Origin of the sequence: Maribacter sp. MMG018, assembly GCF_018100785.1 — a bacterium.
Taxonomy (GTDB): domain Bacteria; phylum Bacteroidota; class Bacteroidia; order Flavobacteriales; family Flavobacteriaceae; genus Maribacter.
The window spans coordinates 1638170-1661303 of the sequence record NZ_JAGJEC010000001.1 but is presented as its reverse complement, the minus strand read 5'-3'; the positions used below and the strand labels follow the sequence as shown (position 1 = coordinate 1661303).

At 40.3% G+C, this 23134-nt stretch carries 9 protein-coding genes and 1 pseudogene; 4 read left to right on the top strand and 6 right to left on the bottom strand.

Annotation, left to right across the window (positions count from 1 at the left end):
• Positions 1-286 precede the first annotated feature (286 nt).
• The 6 genes and pseudogenes from J8L85_RS07075 to J8L85_RS07050 form a co-directional block, all read right to left on the bottom strand.
• Complete coding sequence (locus J8L85_RS07075) at positions 287-3085, bottom strand: sugar-binding domain-containing protein (protein WP_211015880.1); 2799 nt, start codon at positions 3083-3085, stop codon at positions 287-289.
• A 2-nt stretch (positions 3086-3087) separates the two neighbouring features.
• Positions 3088-6408, bottom strand: coding sequence for a DUF5107 domain-containing protein (locus tag J8L85_RS07070; RefSeq protein WP_211015878.1), 3321 nt, complete (start codon positions 6406-6408; stop codon positions 3088-3090).
• 52 nt (positions 6409-6460) lie between these two features.
• The gene (locus J8L85_RS07065) at positions 6461-9289 is read right to left on the bottom strand and encodes a sugar-binding domain-containing protein (RefSeq protein ID WP_211015876.1); all 2829 of its coding nucleotides are present in this window, start codon (positions 9287-9289) and stop codon (positions 6461-6463) included.
• 15 nt (positions 9290-9304) lie between these two features.
• A complete protein-coding gene (locus J8L85_RS07060; protein ID WP_211015874.1) occupies positions 9305-10024 on the bottom strand; it encodes an SGNH/GDSL hydrolase family protein in 720 nt (239 codons plus the stop codon).
• Positions 10021-11427, bottom strand: a pseudogene (locus tag J8L85_RS07055) (sugar porter family MFS transporter); the annotation flags it as partial. The pseudogene J8L85_RS07055 and the gene J8L85_RS07060, both read right to left, overlap by 4 nt.
• A 17-nt stretch (positions 11428-11444) precedes the next feature.
• Complete coding sequence (locus tag J8L85_RS07050) at positions 11445-13034, bottom strand: sulfatase (RefSeq protein ID WP_211015870.1); 1590 nt, start codon at positions 13032-13034, stop codon at positions 11445-11447.
• Between the two features lie 476 nt (positions 13035-13510).
• Between J8L85_RS07050 and J8L85_RS07045 the strand changes: the two genes are divergently transcribed.
• The 4 genes from J8L85_RS07045 to J8L85_RS07030 all read left to right on the top strand — a co-directional run bounded on the left by J8L85_RS07045 (position 13511) and on the right by J8L85_RS07030 (position 22985).
• A complete protein-coding gene (locus tag J8L85_RS07045; RefSeq protein ID WP_211015868.1) occupies positions 13511-14353 on the top strand; it encodes an AraC family transcriptional regulator in 843 nt (280 codons plus the stop codon).
• Positions 14354-14624: 271 nt separating this feature from the next.
• A complete protein-coding gene (locus J8L85_RS07040) occupies positions 14625-17714 on the top strand; it encodes a TonB-dependent receptor (protein WP_211015866.1) in 3090 nt (1029 codons plus the stop codon).
• Between the two features lie 17 nt (positions 17715-17731).
• A complete protein-coding gene (locus J8L85_RS07035; RefSeq protein WP_211015864.1) occupies positions 17732-19321 on the top strand; it encodes a RagB/SusD family nutrient uptake outer membrane protein in 1590 nt (529 codons plus the stop codon).
• Positions 19322-19424: 103 nt separating this feature from the next.
• Positions 19425-22985, top strand: a complete 3561-nt coding sequence (locus J8L85_RS07030) for a VCBS repeat-containing protein (RefSeq protein ID WP_211015862.1) — start codon at positions 19425-19427, stop codon at positions 22983-22985.
• Positions 22986-23134: the final 149 nt, after the last annotated feature.

The following is a 23134-nucleotide window of genomic DNA, read 5'->3' as shown; positions in this document are numbered from 1 at the left end:
CATAAAAAAGAAATTTCGTATAAAACTAGGAAGTGGTAAAATGTTGATTTAAAGACCAAAACTACCTATAAATCAGAAAAATAGCCCTCACCTTCATTTATTTTAATTAAAAAATCAAAATTGACACACCGATTAGCAATTTCACAAAATATTAACATTTATGTTTATTTGATTTTTAACATTTTGCAACCCTATTTTTCAAGGTTTAGAAAAGATGATATGAAGTTTTGACAAATAATCGGACAGAAAAACCTAGACATTGGTTTTTATAGATGGGCATTCCGTATTATTTGTAAATATCTTTTGAAGAAAACCCCTTATCCTCTTTTTGTAATTTTAGTTTATACAGATCATCTATTTGAATAGTGCCGACAGGATCAAAAGAACCACTTTCCATATATTGTATTAAACTATGCCTTAATTGCCTTGCAACCGGTCTGTTTTCCAAATCATTTGTAATATCAATGGCAGAAAACAGCAAGCTACCCTCCCCTACTTTTGCTTCAAAAACATTGGTCAAATGGTGATTGGTCACAAAATTATCTATAACCCTCACCAAAGGTGTCACATTCAAAGAATCGGCAACGATCGACTTAGAATTGATACATAGATCCCACCACTGCCAATCGGTATGTGAGCTTGTAGGAAAGTTATCGAAGGCAACATGATTTTCATCTAGCAACAAGCCCATTGTGGCAGGTTGATTCGGAAAATGCACCGGGCTCCAAAATACGGGTACAAAACGCCCCTCTATCCCCTGTAAGGTTTTATAATCTGGATTGAACAACACCTTCTTACCCTCTTTTAAAGCCGTTTGCGCTACCTCTATGGTTTTTGCGAACACTACTTTATCTGAATTTATTGCTATATTTTTTGGATACCCCCAAAAGGACCAGCTATTCTTGTATTTTGAATCTCTTAAAGAAACGTTCACCGTCATTTTTTTTGCCGCCCCCACATTAATAGGATACTCGATCACCCCTAAATCCAGGTTATTTCCTATATTCAAATCAATGTTGGAGAGGGCTCCTTCTTTTAAGATATTCCCTTCTTCATCGGCAATACTCCAATCCAATGATCGCCCCTGTAAACGCTTATAAAAATTAGCTACTTCAATAGAGGCCGTAAATACCTCTCCGTCTTCGTACACTGCTTTTTCAAAACGGATCAAAGGCACCACTTCACTATTAAACTGCCTAAACTCTTCTGCCGAAATAATCCCTTTAGATTCCCAAAAGGCATTCAGAAGACCCACCAGGGCGGTTCCCTGTCCCGGAAAATCTTGTAGCTGCAATAATTGAAACCCATCAAAACTTGGAGTCTTCAGGGCCCTTTCTATTTCTTCCTTATACAATATGGCCGCCAATTTCCCCGATGCCTGTGTAAAGTCTTCCGCCAGATCGATCAATTTCTTGTTCTCAAGATCATTTTTAACGGCCATAAAATTCAATGGCTTCAGAACTCCGGTATATTTAGGAATCTCGCTTAAATCGGGATATACTGAATATTGGCCTATCTCATGGGAAACTAACGGTATTTTGATGTGATCGCTGTTTTCTGAATAATCGGCATTAAAGTGCGGTGCCTTGTCATTAAAGATTCCCTGTCCCCTTATCCAGCCCTTGTCCGTCCATTGCGCTATAAAAAACTCATCTTCTACCTCTGGTCTTGTACCGGTAGGTTTTTGAAAGGAAAAAGAAGTTGTGGCGTACAGATGACGATCATCTTTCTTTTTTAGGTCCGCGGTCATTTCATTAAGAACACCTATATCGCCCTGCAGCTCATTCCCCATTGCCATAAAAACAAAAGAGGGATGGTTGCCGTAATCCCTGATAATTTTATCCGCCTCTTGTTTTAAGAATTCCGTTGTTTTTTCATCTTCCCCCACCCTTAAACTCCAATGGGGCAGTTCTACCTGATAGTAAAACCCGGCTTCATCGGCCGCTTCAAAAGCAGCTTTTGGTGGACACCACGAATGAAAGCGCAAATGGTTTAACCCATAATTTTTGGCCTGTCCAATTAATTTTGCCCATTCCTCTTTTTGCATTGGGGGATGCCCCGTTAGCGGGAATATAACGCATTCTAGATTTCCTCTCAGAAAAATCCGTTTTCCGTTCAAGGTTAGATTTCCGTTGTTGTTACCAATGCTCTTATAACCAAATCGTGTCTCTAGGCTATGGTAGCCAATGTTTAGTTTCACATAGTAGAGAGCGGGATTAAACTCGTCCCAAAACTCCAACTGCTCCGGTCTTTCAAGCCTAAAACTTACGGTACCGTTCTTTACCTGCGGTTCATCTACACTTCCTTTTGAAATGATATTTCTTTGTAGATCATATATTTCATATTCCAATTGCTTTGGAACATCGGCCCCGTCACTATCAAAAGCTATCTGCAAAGCATTTTCTTCTACCTTCGGATATACCTGTAGATTACTCGGAGTGCTCTTATCGGAAGCTTTTAACACCATATCGCCCAAAATACCGTTCCACTTTATCTGGGTATGATTGGTATAGGCATGGGCCATATCCCTATTTCTTTCATCCGGATACATCGATCCCGCGACATTCACCAAAGGAAATTTATTGGAATTATCGATGCTTATGGTCAAAATATGTTCTCCTGGAGACATAAAATCGGTCAGGTTATACTCATGACTACCTATTAAGCTATTGGCCGCACCTACTTTTTTACCGTCTACAAATACATTTGATTCCCAAATAATACGTTCGAGGATTAATGCAATCTCTTTCCCTTTCCAAGACGTGGGAACCGTTACTTTCTTTTGATACCACGCTTTTCCGGTATAATAATGCTTTCTGGCCAAGTTGGACATTACATAGTTGTTAATGGCCGGTTGCATGGTATTGGCCTCCCCGATGCCCGCATCGTCCAAGGTACCAGGAAGCTCTACTTCAGTGCCTTCGATCAGGGTGTTGGGCCAGTTTTCGGCTTCCCCGACATTCAGCGAATCCAAGGCAACGTGCCAAGTACCTGCCAAAGAAATCCGATTGTCTGTTTTTGTTCCACATTGACATAGAACAACGCTTAAAAGCACTATCAAAAATCGGGTAAAGAATATTCTCATAGCTATTTTTTTACAATGTCGTCGGCAATATCCTTTGCCATATTAAAATGAATAAAGGCCGGTAAATGATAAAAATTATCTTGAATTACGGTGTCCAACATTTCTATACTTTCCTCTATTTTTCTCAACCCTAACTTACCCAATCCTATTAAATACCTGCAATGGATATTATTACGAACATTCAAATCCTCTTCCCAAATCAACAGATCTGGTAATGAAATGGCAAAATAGTCCATCTTAACCTTATCGTTCATATGCTCTTCGCCATATGCGATCAATTTATTAAAACGTTCGTTTGCCTCGTCTTGTCTTTTTAATTTAAGCAATGCCAAGCCTTGGTAGAAAATTTTATCCGGTTGTTGATCGTTATAGAACATCGCCGGACTAGGATCAGAGAGCCCTTTTGAAGCGATCCTCCAGTTTTCAACGGCCTTCTCCATTTCCCCCAATCCTTCATGGGCACAGCCCAACCAATAAAATATATCGTTCTCTTGAGTGCCGTAAAGTTTACCTTCACCCAGATTGGCAGGATAGGTCTGCGCCTCATTCAACAGGCAGATCGCCGATGTATATTCACCCTTCTTTATATACTTTTTTGCCAACTCTACCTTCGCGGTAACATATTGAAAGGGCACTTTACCTTCGCCCCCTTCCCACGGATGAAACTGTCTTTTATCTATAAGATCCAAAGCTTTTTCAAAGTCTCCTTTAAAACTATATAGGCTTACCCTTTCTAGATAAATATCATCACGAGACATCGTAAGCTCCATGTATTTTTCCAATATATTTAAACGGGTATCTACATCTACATTGAGCTTTTTATACAATTGGTCCAATTCCATCAACAACCGTGCATCGGTATGGTCCAATTCAAAAGCTTTTTCCAAATGGGTTTTTGCCAATTCAACCTTATGCTGTTTATTATAATACAGCAGGGCCAAATTTCTATGGCAAATGGCATTTGTGTCTTCCCATTTTACGGATTTCTCCCAACATTCCAATGCATCTTCATACTGTTTGGATGCATACCAAAAATTACCCAGATAGTAATAGGCCCTTGCATCTTTCGGGTTCTGTGCAACAGCCGCTTTCAGTGCGGCTATCTCTTCCAACCTATTGGGAAAACAATAGTCCATAGGCATCTCACTCCCCATTTTAAAATGGTCTTTTGCCTTGTTCACTTCACCATTTTTCAGATAATAATCCCCTAAAAAGTAATAGACCATTGGGTAGTTCGCCAACTGGCTTTCCACCAGAACGTTCAATAGTGATATTGCTTCGTTAAACTGGCCCGCTTGTGCATAATCTATAGAAAACTCTATAAAATTATGTTGGTTACCCCGTGTAATTTCCATCAAGAAATCGAGATCACTGGATGCGCCCGAAATCAGATATTTCTCGTAGACCGCCCCAAAATTAAAGGCATCTATCGCCAAAGAATCATCTATTAGTTGAACTGCTTCCCCTATACGGCCCAGCTTTCTCAAAAGCACAATTTTAAGATGACGTGCTTTGTGGTTATGCCAGTTTTTAACAAGTGATTTATCTACAAGCTCCAATGATTTTTCCAAATTACCGTTCGCACAATCTATTTGGGCACAGTTAAAATAACCGGCATCTTGCCAAGCGGCATTCCAACAAGATTTAAAAAAGGCATCGTACGCCTCATTTTTTCTGTCTAAATACGACAAAGCCAGCCCTTTGTTAAAAAAAGGCTCCCCGTCGTAAGGGTTAGGGTTACGTTCTGTCAACGTATCTATGGCCTGGTTAAAGTACTCCAACGCTTTTTCATATTTCGCCCGTTTTAAGTACCAAAGGCCCATAGCGTTGTTACAACGTACATCTTTGGGATCGCGCGACAACCCTTCTAGATAATAAGCGGTCGGATCATAGGTAGCATGGCGGTACTGTTCTAGATGCAAGCCGCGCAGGTACAGCTGTTCTACACTTGTAATCTCTTTTGGTTCTTTTGCAGCTTTGGCCGCTTCGGGTACTTCGTTTTCTTTGAGACTACTGGGCGACCATGACACCAACACCGTACCATCCGCATCGGTTACCGTGGCCGTAAGAGAATTATAATCGACATTGCCCGTAGATACGAGCTCCTCAAATCCGTTTGCAGGGTCTAGGTCTTTTACCGATTCGAACAACACCTTTTCGTTAGAACCAAGACTTATCTTCGAATTTGGATAATGTGATGTTACGTACACCTTTAACCGAACCTCATCACCTTCCTTCTCTAAATTCAACAATGCTTCTTTGGTGGCATTTTTTACCACTCCCACATTGTAGTACGGCATAAAATACTGTTTAAAGCTTTTTTCTTCATAGGGGTGCATCCAAGAGAAATCCGGTTGGTTATCCGTATACACGCCGCACATTAATTCTATGTAAGGACCATCACTATCGGTAAGGTTTCTATCCCACGCCTTTCCAAAATCACCATTGCCCCATGTCCATTGCTTTTTACCCGGAGAAATATGGTGGTCGGCAATGTGCAACAATCCGCCTTTGGTATCATTCTCGTAGCCGCCCACAAAATCGTACTCTGAAGTTATGGCCATATATGAAGTGGGTACGGGAATATTCTTATATCTTGATATATCGGTACCTGGCGAATAGTCTACCTTGTAATATTCACCTTTGGCAATAGGAAACTCGGAAACATCTCTTTTACCATGATCAAAGACCGCATTTACATCTGGCGGAAAAACAGATTGGTAATGATCATTAACCGCCACAGCCGGGTTTGCCCACCATAAAAAAGTCTGTGGCACCGGGGTTCTATTATAGAGTTGCCCTTTAATTTCTAGATATGCCTTGTCTGGATACAGCGTAAAACCGGCCATCCCCTTGGTCCTGAACATTCTTTCTACCTCACTTACCCACACCGTTACACTACCGTCCTCATTTTCTTCAATATAAAAATCGGTAGGGTCGTAGGTACTGGGCCTATGATGTTGTGGCCAATTAAATTCTATTCCTCCTGAAATCCATGGTCCTGTAAGTCCGACCAAGGCAGGTTTGATAACGTTATTATAATAGACAAAATGACGCTCCCTGATCTTGTCGTACGCCATTTGCACCCTGCCCCCCAAGGCAGGTAAAACCATTATTTTTATATAATCGTTTTCGATATAAATAGCATCCCATTCCTTATCTATCTTTTCGTCACTTATTTTTTCGATTACAGGATGGGGGTACACCACACCACTACTTGCCTGATAAACCCTTTTGTCCAAAAAAACAGGATATTTTTCCGGTTCACCAACTTCGTAGGTAGGTATTACTACTTTATCTTTCCAAGCCTTTACTGTACTCATTTCAAATTTCATTTAGTCCGATGCCATGCATCGAATCATTTAAACATATTCCTTAGTATTTCATCAAATTCTTGATATCCTCTGGTTGTAGCTCTACCTTAGGATCGAACCTGTTGCTGGCGATGTATTTTTTTAAGCTGTATAGTAATTGACGCGCTTCGGGTCTATTTTCTAGATTGGAATGCAGATCTATACCGGAAACTAATAGTTTTCCCTTGCCCACTTTTACTTCAAAAATCAAGGCCGTTCTACGGTTCTCGAACCAATCGTCGATTACGCGAACAATGGGGTTTAGATCGGGAGTAAAATCATCAAGAACAATGGCATTTGAATGGCTCATAGCATCCCACCATTGCCAATTACTATGATATTCTGTTGGAAATTCGGTCAAGGCAGGATGTTGAGGATCCGTAAGAATCCCCAAGGTGTGCGGTTTTTGGCCTTTGGTCCATGAGGTGTTCCAGAATATACTGGAAAAGCCTACACCAATATCCCCCCCTTTGTCAGCTGCAATATCCCCTTTGTTGATAGTAAGCAATACCTTGCCTCCATTTTTTAGATAATCGATCGTGGCAGCATCAAATTTTTGAACCACCCTAATATCATCTTCTGTATCGATAGGGGTGTTTTTAGAAGGATAGACCCATACATCCCAACTATTCTTATGACCACCGACATAAACGGTAAGCGTTAATTTTTGGGGCGTATCGATGGCGTTCAAATCAACCGAAATCTCACCTAGGCCAAATCCATTTCCAATAGGTATATCGGTCTTGGCAAATTCACCTTTGGCGAACGTATTTTCTTCTTTACCAACAAGGTCCCAAGTAGGAGTCACGGCATTGAGTGGCTTTTCGCCATAATGGGCAACTTCTACCTTTGCCGTAAAGTCTTCGTCGTTCAAGAACACACGTTTTGCCATTCTTGCAAGAGGAACTGTTTCTGAGTTGAATTCTCTGAATTCGTCTGCAGTCACATACCCCTTTTCTTCCCAAAAAGCATCTAAAACACCGACCAATGCGGTACCCTGACCAGGAAAATCATGTAGGTCCAACAACTGAAATCCTGCCATATCCTTGGTCCTCAACGCAGCCTCGATATCGGCCTTATAACAGAGTACCTGTAACTTACCCGATGCCATCAACAAACTATCCGCAAGATGACCAAGATGATTATCCTCTAAGGTTTCTTTAAATATTTCAAAATTTTTCGGCTCTAAAACACCGGTATATTTTGACATTTCCTTAAAATTGGGATACACGCACCATTGCCCCATTTCATGACTAACATAAGGCATGGGAGTTTTTTGTATCAACTTGTTATAATCGAACTCTGTTTGTGGTGGTTCGGCATTGATAATACTGTTCAATTCTTGGGCCCAACCCTGTATACGCGGCCCTTTATGATTGTAATAATCCAAATTATCCAACAAGGGCCATCCGGCACCACTGGTATACAACCTTCTATTATCTAACTTTTTAAAATGATCTACGAACTTGTACAGATATTCTTCGTGGTTCTTACCCGACGGTTCATTACCGTAGGCCATCATTACAAAAGAAGGATGATTACCGTAGGTATTCAATATATCCTCGGCCTCCTTATAGATCCATTCATCAACAGGTTCACCGTCTCCTATATTTGCCCAAGAGGAAGCTTCTACCTGAACATAAACCCCCATTTCATCCGCAGCCCTAAAAGCCGCTTCCGGTGGACAATACGAATGAAAACGCATGTGGTTAAGACCATACGATCTAATAATTTTAAAAATTCGTTTCCATTCATCTACATCGGTAGCGGGATACCCTGTTAAGGGAAAGATGGAACACTCCAATGTTCCCCGTAAATACACAGGTCTTCCATTAACGGTAAAGTGTTTGCCGTTTACTTCAAAACTGCGCATACCAAAAACCACCTCTTTTTCACTTGTGCCCAAATCGGACTCCAATTGCAATTTCATGGTATATAAATTAGGGTCGAACTCATCCCAGAGCAAAGGATCGTCCCCCATGGGGTAATCGATTTCAAAATCACCTTCCACCTCTATTTCCATTTCTTTCTCTAACGGTGGCAAACTATTAGTGCCGATAGATTCTATTGCCTGCAATATAATTTTACCCTTCTGTGGCTTTCCCGAAGAGTTGACCACCTTACCTTTTACCGTAACCTTCTTATCCTTTACATCGGGAAATAGTTTTACATTTTGAAAAACAACAGGTGGTGTCGCCGTTAATTTAATATCACCTACAATGCCGTTCCAATTGGTCTGGGTATTATCAGAAATACTATGCGCATCTACGCCCGGGTTTATATCCTTCACCCTATTATCTATTCTTATGGTAATCGTATGCTCACCGGGAGTAAGATATTTAGCTAAATTATAATCATGCGGAGTGCCTAAGCTATTTTGCATACCAACCTCTTGGTCATCTACCCAAACCGTTGTTTCCCAATGCGGTCTTTCCAACCCTAAGTTTATATGTTGGTTTTGCCATGATTGCGGTATAACTACTTTTTTCTGGTACCATGCCGCACCGTTATATACCTTTTTTGGGCTCAACCAAAAGGAAACCTTAACATTGCCAGGCTGACGGTATTTAGCATACTTTGGATCTTTGTACCAAAGACTATCGTTCCACATACTTCCGGTCCAATGTGTATTAACGGTTATATCATCTCCCTTACCATTTTCCGCCATTGAACCCGGTAATTGAACTGTGTCGTCCAAAGTTTTCAAAAACCACTTTTCCTTAACCCCTTGATCCAACGAATCTATCTTAAATTGCCACTCGCCGGACAGGTCCATTTCCTTTGGATCCTCTTTTTGGCAAGAACACAAAGCAAACAATACCATTAGCAGTATCAAGACCTTACTTTTCATAAAACCGTATTATTATTATTTATAATCTTCGCTGAAAAAATCGAATATGGCATCTGCAACAACCCTATGCCCTTTTTCATTTATATGGTTACTTTGGGCCATGTAGATTTTTATATCCTCTTTTTCGGCTATTTTCTGAAACAGCCGATAACTATCCACCAGACCTATTTCATATTTTTTTGCCAAGTCCCTTATTTGTCGACTGTGCCTGGACAGTTCCGATTTGGGGGACAGAATATCTTCCTTTACATCGGGTGTGGGCGTCATTAGAATCACCTTTGTACCGTATGCCTTTGCTTGAAGGATCATTTTTTCCCATGCTATTTTTGCCCTTTCGAGCCCAATGCTGCGATCGTTTAAGGCATAGTCTATGAACAGTACATCGGGCCGGTGCACCAATACTTCTTCCGTGAACCTTTTTTCGCCTTGCTCCGACTGCTCCCCACCAATAGAGGTCGTAATAACATTTACCACAGCAGAGGTGTATACCCGCTTTATATTTTTTAATGTTACGTACGGATACGCCTCCAATGTGTTTACGTTGGGGGTTTTAAAATATCCCGAAGGCACGGAATGCCCGTGAAAAACCAGATTGATGGTTTTATTGTTCGGCCACTCTTTACGCAATTCCGATGTCACATCACGTAAATAATCCATCTTCCCCATATCGGTTTGAGCATAGGTACTTTGTATGGTAAAAGCAATGAATACTATGACCTTAAGGCTTATTTTCATTTTTCTTTCGTAAGCTCTATTTCAATTTCCTCCAAACTCTTGCCCTTTGTTTCCGGCAATCTTTTTTTAACGAAAACAAAACCGGCCACACAAATAATACTATACGCCCAAAAGGTACCGTACGACCCCAATTCACTGTTCATGATAGGGAAAGTAAATACCAAGATAAATGAGGCTATCCACAATGAAAATGTTGCTATAGACATAGCCAATCCCCTTAATCTATTCGGAAAAATCTCGGAGAGCACCACCCAGGTTATCGGCGCCAAAGACATGGCATAAATCGCAATTGCCGTAATTACTAAAACTAGAACCGGCCAACCACTGAACTCAAAGAAATAAGCCCCCCCTAACAATGCATAAATAATGGCGAGCCCTGCCGCCCCAAAGAGCATTAATTTTCTACGGCCCCAACTATCTACCGTTCGCATGGCCATGAAAGTGAAAATAAGATTAACACTGCCCGTGATCACTATATTAAAGAGCATATCACCAACACTATAACCGGCAGCGGAAAATATTTCTTCCGCATAATTAAAAATGATATTGATACCGCACCATTGTTGAAATACCGCCAACACAACACCTATAACAAGAATAGGAAACACCTTTTTTCCCTTTAATTCAGCAATGGAAATCTTTTTGCCCTCATCATCGTTAAGGGTCGACCTCATGTTATCGAACTCTTGTTCGGCATACCCCATACCACCGATCTTAAACAACACCTGTTTGGCATCCTCTTCTTTACCGGCCTTGGCAAGAAATCTTGGACTTTTGGGCACCACGAACATTAGAAAAAAGAAAAGTAATGCAGGTATAAGTTCTACCCAGAACATATACCGCCAACCGGTTTGACCGTTCCAAGAGTTCAGTATATCCGTATCGTTAAAATTGGCAGGTATGGCCTCGGCAATACCCCAGTTGGCAATTTGCGCCACCAAAATACCCAACACGATCGTTAATTGATTTATAGCTACAAATCGCCCCCTATACTCTGCGGGTGCCACTTCTGCAATGTACATAGGCGATAATGTAGAAGCCAACCCTATACCCAGACCGCCTAAGACCCTATACACAACAAAAAGGGTGAAATCATCGGCATATCCTGTTCCAAAAGCAGATAAGGAAAACAGTGCCGCCGCCAATATAAGACTGTTTTTTCGCCCCCATTTATCGGTCAAGAGTCCTGAAAGTATCGCTCCAAAAATACACCCCACCAAGGCACTGCTCATGGCCCAACCTTGTAACGTGGGTATATCGGCTATATTAAAATAGAGCTCATAAAAAGGTTTTACCCCTCCTATTACCACCCAGTCATAACCGAACAGAAATCCACCCATGGCAGAGACCAACGCCAGAAAAAGTAAGTAAGCAAAATTGTATTGTGGGTTTTTCATAGTATATAAATCAACTTTGTTCCTTAATCTTTGGTTGTTTTGCTATCGAACCAGTTCTTATTTGGTTCAAAATCACTTTTTAGAAATTCTTTTCGTTGCTTTTCTAAATTCTGAAGCATTTCAGTTTTTCTTTTCTTCTGAAGCTCGGCAGCCTTTATACCATCATAATCTACATTGACTTCAGGTCTTTTAGCCCCCGTTTGCGTCAAATAATCGGTGAGTTCCTTTTTAAGTTCTTGTGCCAACTGAGGATGCTTGCCCAACACATTTTCTTTTTCGTCTAAATCTTGTTTTAAATTATATAGCTCATCACGGCCATCTTCATAATAATGAATGAGTTTCCAATCACCTTTTCTGATAATACTAACAGGTTCCCCTCCTTGATTGCCATAATGTGGGTAATGCCAAAACAAAGGTCTTTCGGTAAGGGTCTCCCCTTTTAACAAAGGCACTAGACTCACCCCTTCCAAGAGATGGTTTTTAGGTATATCAACCCCTGCAAATTCTAAAAGAGTCGGATAAAAGTCTATTCCCGATACGGGATAATCCACCACCTTGGGCGTGTTTTTGAACATGGGCGCCTTGATCAGATACGGCTCCCTGATGCCACCTTCCCATTGATAGCCTTTTCCGCCCCTTAAAGGGTAATTAGTTGTAGAAAAAGCATCGCCACTTGCCACACCACCATTATCAGAAGTAAAAACAACAATGGTATTATCATCTAACCCCAGCTCTTTTAGTCGCTGCATCACAATGCCTACGGCTTCGTCCATAGTTTCTATTAATCCGGCATATATAGGGTTGTCCTGAACGGTACGAATAGGCAAAATACGCTCCATTTCATACCCAGTGTTTTTAATGCCCATCTCCTCGGCCTTATTGCGATATTTTCTCCATTTGTCCTCAGTAGTTTCTATAGGCCCATGTACGGCATAGAACGATAAGAAAGCAAAAAAGGGCCGGTCTTTGTTGTTCGAAATAAAATCGGCAGTTTCTTGCCCCAACCGCTTTGTTAAGCTTTCGCCCTCGTGCTTATAATCCAACTTCGGATTGTCCCACGGAGCATAATACCCTCCTTTAGGGCTACCGACTTCCCAGCCTCCTTTATTAATGTCAAAACCATTGTTTTCAGGTGAGTATGGCTCATCGCCCAAATGCCATTTTCCGGCAAAAAAGGTTTTATACCCTTCTGCTTTTAAAGCCTCGGCAATGGTAATATCTTCTTCTTTTAAGGCCCTTTCATATTCGGGAGGCAGTACTTTTGTATTACGTTCGTCTCCCCATTTTTTACCCGTAGAGGCCCCTATCCAATCTGTAATTCCATGACGGGCCGTAGACTGCCCGAGCATAATACTTGCCCGCGACGGGCTACAAACTTGTGCTGCGGCGTACCCTTGTACAAAACTCACCCCTTCTTTTGCAATGGCATCTATATTAGGGGTTTCATAATAGGTACTACCGGCATAACTTAGGTCATGCGCCCCTAGGTCATCCGCCAGTATAAAAACAATATTCGGTTTTTTGTTTTCGACAGGTGATACCTCATCCTTACAACTTGTAAAATTAATAAGGAAGCACACCAAAAAAACACCAAATAATTTTCTATTGACCATCTTTACCTATTTATTTTTAAGCAACTATACCGCGTTGCATATTTTAATTTTCTACAACTTAAATTCATACCATCATTATGTTTTAAGAACCGCCATTTCGCTTGTAATGAAACAAGACAAACTTAATCAAACATGGATTTTTTAATTTATCGGAACAAAACTCAAAAACACCACGCCTTAACATAGCCTTAAAAACACACCATCATTTCAACAATAATATTAATATCAAACACTACTATTTGCGAATTTATTCAATATAACAGTTTACAATATGGAATTTATATAGATAAATATGGACATTCCTATTTTTATTTAATATTTTAGACCCCAAAGGGAATTATCATTCTATTTTCATTTTTTGGGAAAGAAAAAAAACACCAATAACACCCATGTTGACCAATTCTATTACTTAACCATAAAACCAGTACCGACAAGTGGACACTTCCAAACTAAAAGAGGGATTTTTAGGTCAAAAAATGACTGTCTTACCAGACTCCATAAAAAAGGAGCTCAAAGAAAACAGCATATGCAAACCCTTCTATATTACCGATATTGGTTTTTACCCGAATGCACGCCACCATTATAGAACCAGAAAAAAGGGATCAAAGGAGTATATTTTTATGTACTGTGTAGAGGGCAAGGGAAAAATGAAGATCGACGACACCAACATAGAAGTACTTCCGAATTCTTTTCATATTATACCCAAAAACACCCCCCACGAATATAAATCGGATGAAAACGAACCGTGGAGCATTTACTGGTTGCATTTTTCAGGACACTCTTCAGATGCCCTTTACAAGCGTTATCTAGAATTTAGAAGTACGGATGGCAATATCGCTTTTGAGAACAATCGAATTAAAATGTTCAATGAAATATTTTTGATGTACAAAAGTGAATACACCGTTCCAAAATTGGAGTTCGCCAATATTTTAGGATTACAGTTCATCAGCTCCTTTATATATACCACCAAAGAATTTGCTTCGGAAACCACCTCGCATACAAATATGATAAATTCGGTCATCGATTTTTTAACGGCCAATTTGGACAAGACCTATAAATCCGATGAAATAGCCAAACAATTTAACTGCTCACCTTCTTATCTATTTAATTTGTTCAAGAAAAGAACAGGTTACTCATTGATTCATTTTTTCAATCTAAAAAAGATTCAAAAAGCCTGTGAATATCTTAAATATACAGATTTAAGCATAAAGGAAATAAGCTACAAAGTAGGTATTCAAGATCCTTTATACTTTTCTAGAACCTTTAAAAAATACTTCGGAATTTCACCAAAAGATTACAGAAAAGAACAACAAGAATAAAAGTTATTCATATTTATTTAACATTTTTTTAACAAACTACTTCCTACACCACCATTATCGATTTAATATTTTTAAGGACTTAAAATTTAATTTAACCCTCAAAAACACCCATTATTATGACAAATTATTTTTTTTATTGCAAAAAGTCCATGTTTTTGCAATAATCGTCCATTTTTAAATCTTAATATCTTCTTAATATTGTTTGGTAGGATTTTGTCTTCCTATAACAAGACAATTCTTACCTAAATAAAATAAAACCAATTTTAAACGTATGAAGTTATCTCTATTCACAAGTCAACTCAAACTTTTATTGTGGGGAGTTTCATTATTATGGAGCGGCCTAGCATTAAATGCCCAAACAACCATTAGTGGTACGGTAACGGACGGGGAAACCGGAACACCCTTACCAGGCGCAAACGTAATTGCCGGAACCACAGGTGTCATCACCGATTTTGATGGAAAATACGAACTTACCGTCCCAGCCGATGTTAAGGTCATTGAATTTTCATCTCTGGGCTTTGCCCCTAAACAAGTAAGCATTGATGGCCGTACAACCATTAACGTAACACTGGACCCACAAAGTGAAGCCTTGGACGAGGTTGTCATTGTTGGGTACGGAACCGTTAAAAAGAGCGACCTCACAGGTTCTGTATCTTCAATAGACGGAGATGCTTTTAAAGAGTTACCGGTAACATCGGTAGATCAAGCGATCCAAGCCAGGGCTCCCGGTGTACAAGTAACCCAAACCTCTGCCGCTCCAGGTGGTGGAGTGTCTGTACGTATTCGAGGTTCCAATTCCATTAACAGTGGTAGTGAACCTTTATATGTTATAGATGGTTTTCCTATTTATCCGGACAATAGTGCCTATGGTGCAGGTGGCTCAAGACAGGCCACTAACATTCTAGCATCCATCAACCCTAACGACATTCAATCTATAGAAGTATTAAAAGACGCTTCCGCGACTTCCATTTATGGGTCAAGGGGTTCTAACGGTGTTGTTTTGATCACCACCAAAAGAGGAAAGGCCGGAAAAGCCAAGATCAGTTACGAAGGCTCTTATTCCACACAAACAATTTCTAACCCAATAGATGTATTGAACGGTTCTGAGTTTGCCACTTACCTTAACACTTTGGAAACAAGTCAAGGAGGTGCTCCAATTTACACTCAAGCACAAATAGATGCATTTGGAAAAGGAACAAACTGGTTAGATGAAGTAACAAGGGTCGGTTCTATTCAAAACCACCAACTAACATTTTCTGGTGGAAACGAAGACCATAAATATGCCGTTACCGGAAACTATCACGATAACGCAGGTATCATTAAAATGACCGACTTTCAAAGATATGGTATCCGTTTAAATGTAGATAATTCGGCATTTGACAACTTTTTAAATGTAAGTTCTAGCTGGTCGTACAACAGAACGGTTTCTAACAATGCACCAACGGATCAAGGAGGTCCTGGAGGTATCATCATCACCGCTTTAGGTTTAGATCCTACCGTACCCGTTTATAACGAAGACGGTACATACGCCCTAGCTTCCTACGATGGTAGATTCAATATAAACCCCTTACAGGAATTAAAATATGCCACCGACCAGGATATTACCAACAGGGTACTCGGAAATACTACGTTTACATTTGCCCTAACCGAAAACCTAAAGGCTAAAACCAGTATAGGTGCAGATATCCTTAATATTAACAGAACTAGTTTTTTCCCATCCGTAAACACAAGAATAGGAAGAGACAATGCAGGAGAACTGACTTTGGCAAACAGAAATTCGGCCAACATTCTGAACGAAAATCTATTAACCTACACAAAAACATTTAACGACAAACACTTTGTAGATGCCGTAGTAGGTTACACGTACCAAAAAGAGGTAAATAAGTATTTTAGCAGTACTACCCGTGGTATTACCGCTGCCTCTGTGGATCAAGCCACACTACAAGGAGGTCCAGACATATTAACCCCCTATTCAGAAAGAAGAGAATGGTTATTGGAATCTTTACTAGGAAGGGTAAATTACAATTATGACAGTAGATATTTGGCTACCGTAACCTTTAGACGTGATGGTTCTTCCAGATTTGGAAGCAAGAACAAATGGGCCAACTTCCCATCTGTTGCCCTTGGTTGGAACATATCTAACGAAAGTTTCTTTGAAGGCGGTGTATCTGACGTGATCAACAATCTTAAATTAAGAGGTAGCTGGGGATTAACGGGTAACTCCGAAATTCCGGTCTACAATTCTTTGGCTAACCTGAGCGAGTTCAACTACGTACTTAACGGAGGTTTGGTACTGGGTCTTGCGGATGCCAGACTTAGCAACCCTGATCTAAAATGGGAATCGACTACAATGAGGAACATTGGGCTAGATGCCTCTTTCTTTAACAGTCGACTAAACTTAACGTTGGATTATTTCAGCAACAAAACCGAAGACCTATTGCTCTTTGTATCCATACCTAGCAGTCTTGGTTTTGAATCCATTCTTAAAAATTCCGGATCATTGGAAAATAAAGGATTCGAGGTTGGCCTGGACGGTTATGTAATAGACAACGAAGATTTTAAATGGAATGTTGCCGGTAACATATCCATCTTAAGAAACGAACTTACCGATTTGGGCGATAGCACGCCATTTTTCTCAGAAACTACCAGTGGCCACCTTGGTGTAGAAGGTAGCTGGGTAGAAGCAGGAAACCCTATCGGTGTATGGAGAGGTTATGATTACATCGGCATTTTTCAGTCCGAAGAAGAAATAGCGAACAATCCATCAAGATCGGGAGACAAACCGGGCTATCCTCAATATAGAGATGTCAACGGTGACGGCGAAATTACGCCCGACGATTATGTCATTATCGGTGATCCGAACCCAGATTTTACATGGGGGTTAAATTCTACCTTCACCTACAAGAATTTTGATCTGGGATTATTTTTCAGAGGTTCTCAAGGATTTGATGTTAGAAACCTACAGGCATCTGAATTAGGTGACGGTGTTCAGAAGATAAATCAGATCAGTACTATTCTTACCGATTCTTGGACACCTACCAATACCAGCGCCTCGAGACCTGTTATAGATGGTAATCGTGATTTTGCAAACTCTTACAGAGATTCTGACTACTTTATAGAAGACGGTTCTTTCATCAGGTTGCAAAATGTATCCTTAGGATACACCCTTCCCCACTTCAACGATTTGATTACAAAAGCGAGAATCTACGTAAGTGGCCAAAACTTGCTCACTATTACAGATTACTCTGGTTTTGATCCAGAAGTAAACAATAGAGGCCAAGACAACTTGAACAGGGGCGATGACTACGATGCATACCCAAGATCAAGAACTTTGACCATCGGAATTAACTTAGAATTTTAATTAAAAAAAATAAAATTATGAAGAAGTACACAAAAGCAATTTCATGGAGGATCATCCCCCTCCTATTTATTGCGATAAGTATAGTAGGCTGTACCGACTTGGATGAAAATCCGGATTTTACGACCGAGGATAATTTCTTTGGCACCGCCGAGCAGTTAGAACTAGGCGTAAATGCTATCTATGATGGTATTGGATATGGTCAAGATTGGTTTAACCATTATTACAATAGATTTGTATTCGAATGCTTGGCAGGATACCAAGTAGGATGGGAAAAAGGTCCTCTTAACTACCAAAACGGTAATGTTTCTCCAGATGACGAGTATATTTCCACCTATTGGAGAATCTCGTACGAGAACATAAACAGGGCCAACGCTATTATCCAAAAAGCCGATGACCTTAAGGCAGAGGGGGTTCCTAACAGCGCATTAATAGACAGGGTAAAGGCAGAAGCTCAATTTTTAAGGGCATTTTACTACTACAACCTTGTTCGCTATTTTGATAATATACCGGTAACAACAACAAAAACAGCAAGTGACCAAGACCTTCCTTCAAATGAAAACGGAAAAAGACTGGCTCTTGACCTGATACAGTCGGACCTATCCATTGCCGCAGACATTTTACCGGAATCCTATGATTCTGGAGATGTAGGAAGAGCCACAAAATGGGCAGCTGAAGCGTTATTGGTAAAAGCGTACCTACAAGACGAAAAATGGGACGAGGCCTATACTACCGCACAAACGTTCATTAGTGAAAGCGGTATGGTATTGTTCGAGGATTTCGCCGATACTTTTTCTGTAGAGAACGAGAATTCCGGACCTAGAATTTTTGAAGCACAAGTATCCGCTTCCGCAAATTCTGGAGAAAACCAAAATTACCACCAGCATTTTATTCCTGGTGATTTACCTAACGATCTAGGAGGTGTGGGCTGGCACTGGCTGAACTCTACTCAGGCATTCCGCGAAAAATATGACCCAACCGACAAAAGAATCGCAGGTACCTTTATCGAAGAATATCCAACTACCAGGGTAGGCCCGAATTCTGAAGGAGAGAGACCCGTCGTTAAGTGGAGCGCCGAAGCACCTTATAACCTTAGTCGTTTTGGTGGAATGGTTGCTGCTGATGCTGACCCTAACAACCCAGATGAGTTGATATTCTCGAACGGATGGTCGGCTAAATACACCGAAATGGGTATATCAAATTCGAATTTGACCGAAAAGAACATAGTCTACCTTCGCTTGGCAGATGTACTTCTGGGACATTCAGAGGCAGCTAACGAAAGTGGCACCGGCGATCCTTATTACGGTATCAACGAAGTAAGAAGAAGAGCTGGTCTTGACCCTCTTTCCGGATTGAACAAAGAGCAGTTAAGAGATGCCATTGTAAACGAAAGAGTAATGGAATTTGCGATGGAATGCGAGGTTTATCCCGAATTAAAAAGAAAAAGTACGTTTGGTGGTTCTCCTGACTACCTTGGTGAATATATCCAAGATTTCATAGACACTTATGGTGTTGACAGAACATTGTCTCCAAAAGACTACGTATTACCACTTCCATTGAACGAGGTTTTAGGAAATCCGAACGTTACCCAAAATCCAGAGTATGAGTAATGTGTTGAGTTAGTTTATTAATTTTAATTTAAAAACCTGTCTTCTCAGACAGGTTTTTATTTTTCCTTAAATTACCGACCATATCCAAAAAAGGCTATAGACCATGAAGAAAATAAGTGCCTTAAAGCAAATTACCTTTTACACCCTGCTAATTCTTTTAAGTGCCTGTAATACCAACAACTCCTCACTTAAGAGCACAGAAGTAATCAAATCACGATTTAGCCTAGTGCATCCAGACACTAGCAATGTCGTTTTCAACAACGAGATCACTGAAAACGAACAGTTTAACATGGTAGATTATTTTTACGTATACAACGGCGCTGGAGTAGCCACGGGTGATTTAAACAACGATGGCCTACCCGATATTTTTTTTACGGGCAACATGGTACACGACGCCCTTTACGTAAACCTTGGAGACCTAAAATTCAAGGATATAAGCGCCAACCTAAACAACAAACACAACGGTTGGTCTACAGGTGTGACCATGGTAGACATTAATCACGATGGTTTACTTGACATCTATGTTTGTAGATCTGGCAATTTTAAAAAAGAAAAACGTAAAAACCTCTTATATATAAACCAGGGTGACCTAACTTTTAAAGAAGAGGCCGAAGAATATGGCCTCGCCGATGACAGCTATTCTACCCAAGCCGCTTTCTTTGATTACGATAAAGACGGTGACCTTGACATGTACTTATTGAACCATACGAATGCCATTAGGGACCCCAATAACATCAGGCCCCTAATTTCCGATGGTAGTGGCCCCGCCAATGACCGGCTTTACAGAAATGATGAAGACAAGGGCATGGGCATAAAATTTACCGATGTTACAGATTCGGCCGGCATTCATTATGACGGCCTTGGACTCGGCCTAAGTATCGCAGACCTTAACAACGACGGTTGGGACGATATTTTTGTCACCAACGATTTTGTTGCCAACGATTACGTTTATATTAACCAACAAGACGGCACCTTTAAAGAAATGGCCAAATCGTACTTAAACCATGTAAGTCATTTTAGTATGGGAAACGATATTGCCGATTTTAACAATGACGGATTATACGACCTTGTGACCATGGATATGAGGCCAAAAGATAATTTTCATGAAAAGAAAATGTCCGGCCCCCTCAATTTTGACCTTTTCGAAAGATCTCTTCAAATAGGATACATGCCACAGTACATGAGAAATACGCTACAACTGAACACAGGCCCCAGTAGTAACGGCGAACCCAAGTTTTCGGAAATTGGACAGCTTGCCAAAATAGATGCCACCGACTGGAGCTGGGCCCCTTTACTTGCAGATTTTGATAACGATGGCCTAAAAGACCTTTTTGTTACCAATGGGTATTTAAGAGATATAACCGACCTTGATTTTATAAACTACACCAGCACCTTGTATGGCGCGGTTACACACGACAGTTTAGACTATGTATTGAAGCAAAAGTCTAAAGAAATGCCATCTATTAAAATATCCAATTATATTTTCAAGAACACCGGAGACCTAACGTTTACCGACAACACCAAAGAATGGGGGTTAGCCGACCCATCGCTGTCCAACGGTGCCGCCTATGCAGATCTAGATAATGACGGAGACTTGGATCTGGTAATCAACAATATTAACCAGCCCGCCTCTATTTACAAAAATCTATCCGATAGTATAGACGACAACCACTACCTGAACATCCGTTTGGTCGGTGATAGCCTAAATCGGTTTGGTACCGGAACCCAAATAAAGTTGTTTCAAGACGGCAAAACACAATTAACAAGACTCGCCGTTACAAGAGGATACCAATCGGCCGTAGACAACACCCTACATTTTGGCTTGGGAACTAGCGATAAAATAGACAGTCTATTGATCATATGGCCAGATGGCGACGTCAAAAAAATACTTAACCCTAAGGCGGACCAAAATTTAGTGGTCACAAAAGATGAGGGCATTAGTTCTACCAGACCGGTACATCATAAAAAAGAGACCTATTTTAAAGATGTTACCGTTTCTTTAAACTTAAAAACACCTCACGGAGAAACCATTTATTATGATTTTAACAGAGAGTATCTGTTACCGCACAAGCTATCTGAACAAGGACCCGGATTGGCCGTCGGCGATATAAACGGTGATGGTTATGAAGATTTTTTTATGGGAGGTGGTTACAACCATAGTGGTCAGTTATTTTTTGGCTCAAACTTAGGCTCCTTTAAAAGAAGACCTTTAACACCCAATGAAAATGAAAAATATGAAGAAGACACGGGGGTACTGTTTTTTGATTACGATAACGACCAAGACCTAGATTTATATATTGCCAGTGGCAGCAATGAATTTTACGAAAAATCGGAGTATTACCAAGATCGTATCTACACCAATGACGGAAAAGGTAATTTTAAATTGGCAAAAGACATATTACCTTCTATGTTGACCAGCAGTTCTTGTGTACGTGCCGCCGACTTTGATAAAGATGGGGACTTGGATCTATTTGTAGGCGGTAGGCTAACCCCTTTAAAATACCCGTTACCATCCACAAGCTACTTATTGATCAACGAAGGAGGCAAATTTATCGACGTCACTAACAAATTGGCTCCCTCGCTTAGAAAACCCGGTATGGTTACAGATGCCCTTTGGACAGATTATGACAACGACGGCGATGTAGATTTGATCGTAGTCGGTGAGTTTATGTCCATCGAATTTTATGAAAACAAAAATGGCTCATTGGTAAGTAGCTCGCAAAACACCGGGCTCAGCCATACCTCTGGGTGGTGGAACAGTATAAATGGTGGAGATTTCGACAATGATGGCGACATAGATTATATAGTGGGCAATCTCGGACTAAACTCCAAATACAGGGCAACTTCAAAAGAGCCACTATCTATCTATGCATTGGACTATGATAAAAATGGTACCATAGACCCTATCATAACCACCTATAACGAAGGTAAAGAATATCCCGTTCATTCTAGGGACGACCTTATCAAGCAAATTCCTTCTTTAAAGAAAAAATTTCCGGACTATGCGAGCTATGCCCGTGCCACCATTTCCGATATTTTAACACCACAAGAAAAAAGCAGTGCATATAGCGCCAAAGTATTTCAACTGGCCTCTTCCATTCTCATAAATCAAGGGAACGGTACATTTGAAATTAGGCCATTACCCACACGGGCCCAATTTTCTCCTATCTACGGAATATTAATTTCCGATTTTGATAACGATGGCAATCTAGACGTAGTGGTATCCGGAAACGATTATGGGACCGAAGTAGGTATAGGTAGGTACGATGCCTCAAAAGGACTCTATTTAAAAGGTACAGGAACAGGTGATTTTTTACCGGTACCACCAATACAGAGCGGACTACTCACCGAAGGCAATGCCAGAGGAGCCGTCTCTATCGTTACAAATGGTGCCTTGAGCCATATTTTCGGATTCAATAATACCGACCTAAAATCATATACAGTCAATAACGACAATGTTATGGGCAAAATACTGGAAGTACCCAGAACAAGTGTTTTTGGCAAAGTGCTTCTTGATAATGGAAAAACACGTGCCCATGAATTTTATCATGGATCTGGTTACTTGTCCCAATCCACACAAAACATCCGACTTTCGGGAAAAGAAGAAAAGATAACGGTTCTTGATGCCAACGGAACGGAAACCATTCTTTATAGCAAAAACTAAAGCCCTTATTACATAAATAAGAATATTTACAAAGTTTTTCTATTAGATTAACAAATACAGGTGTTAAAAAATAGCATTGTGTAATAAAATCCATATCTATAGTTTATTAATCCATATCTATTTTCAGATTAATCCTTAATATTATGTTA